General features: G+C 63.9%; 1 protein-coding gene. It reads left to right on the top strand.

Annotated elements, in window-relative coordinates:
• Positions 1–113 precede the first annotated feature (113 nt).
• Positions 114–1,526, top strand: a complete 1,413-nt coding sequence (locus PVW49_RS23625; protein WP_274591795.1) for an IS4 family transposase — start codon at positions 114–116, stop codon at positions 1,524–1,526.
• The last annotated feature ends 7 nt before the right edge of the window (positions 1,527–1,533 follow it).

The following is a 1,533-nucleotide window of genomic DNA, read 5'->3' on the forward strand; positions in this document are numbered from 1 at the left end:
CTTGCAGTTACCCACAAGTCGTGCGGCGAATTGATTCACCCACAAGACTTGGTCTTGTCCGTGAAGCGCCGATCATGATTCGTCATGTGGCACCGAATGAATGAGGTGCGGGCATGGGGCAGAATTGGGTGGAAACGGAAACCGCCGGGTGTAATTTGGGGGACGTCCGGCTGAACCGGCGGCTCGGGGCAATGCTTGAGGCGCTCGGGGAGCGGCCGGGAAAATCGCTGCCTACGGCGTTCCAGGATTGGTCGAACACCAAGGCGGCCTACCGGTTCTTTTCCAACGGGAATGTCAGCGAAGACAAGATCCTTGAGGGCCACTTCGCCGCCTCTGCCTTGCGCATGCAGGCAACCGACGGTCCCATCCTGATCCTGCAGGACACCACGGAATTCTCCTTCAAGCGTTCGGCTCCGGAGAAGATCGGGTTCACCAAGGTATCGACCGGACGCAAGCTGAAGGAAGGCCGCTACCAGAAACACGCGATCTGCGGGCTCTTGATGCATGCCAGCCTGGCGATCACGCCGGACGGTTTGCCGCTCGGGCTGACAGCCGCCAAGTTCTGGTCGCGCGCAAAGTTCAAGGGGACTGCGGCGCTCAAGCGCAAGATCAATCCGACCCGCGTGCCGATCGAGCAGAAGGAGAGCATGCGCTGGCTCGACAATCTGCGCCTGTCCACCGGGCTGGCGGGCGCGCCGGAGCGCTGCGTGCATGTCGGCGACCGCGAGAGCGACATCTACGAACTCTACTGCCTGGCCGAGGAACTCGGGACCAACTTCCTGGTCCGGAGCTGCGTCGACCGCCTGGCGGAGGATGGCGACACGACCATCGCCAGGGTCATGGCGCAGGTGCAGTCCAGTGGCACTCACGAAGTCCGGTTCCGCGACGCGCAGGGCCAGGATCATCGCGCCGTGCTGTCGGTCCGGCACGCTACGATGACGGTCCGCCCGCCGATCGGAAAGCAGCGGAAATACCGGCATCAGGAGCTTCAGATCATCCATGCCGAGGAACTCGACCCGCCGGAGGACAGGGCACCTATCCTCTGGAAGCTGATCACGAACCTGCCCGTCGGGAGCCACGCGGAGGCCGTGCACAAGCTCGAATGGTACGCCCTGCGCTGGAAGATCGAGACCTTCTTTCGGACCCTGAAGACCGGCTGCCAGATCGAGGAACTGCGCCTCGCGACTGCCGATCGCCTGGCCAACTGCATCGCACTTTGCTGCGTCGTGGCCTGGCGCGTGTCATGGCTGACGATGCTGAGCCGCGAGGCACCGGCGACGGACCCTGCCGCCGTTTTCACGGAGGACGAGCGCAACCTGCTCGACCAAGCGGCGCCGGACAGGAAGCGCCAGGCACCGCGCGATCTCGAATTCTATGTCAGGGCAGTCGCGCGCCTCGGAGGCTATCTCGACCGCGCTTCCGACGCGCCACCGGGGACGACCGTCATATGGCGAGGCTTCTCCCGCCTCGCCGACCTCGTTGAAGGTGCCCGTCTCGCAAAGCCCCCGACGAACACTTATGGGTAACTGCAAG

This window comes from Marinovum sp. PR37 (genome assembly GCF_028807375.1).
GTDB lineage: Bacteria > Pseudomonadota > Alphaproteobacteria > Rhodobacterales > Rhodobacteraceae > Marinovum > Marinovum algicola.

Coding starts and splice junctions, on each gene's coding strand:
- PVW49_RS23625 (WP_274591795.1), top strand. CDS start 114: ATGGGGCAGAATTGGGTGGAAACGGAAACCGCCGGGTGTAATTTGGGG.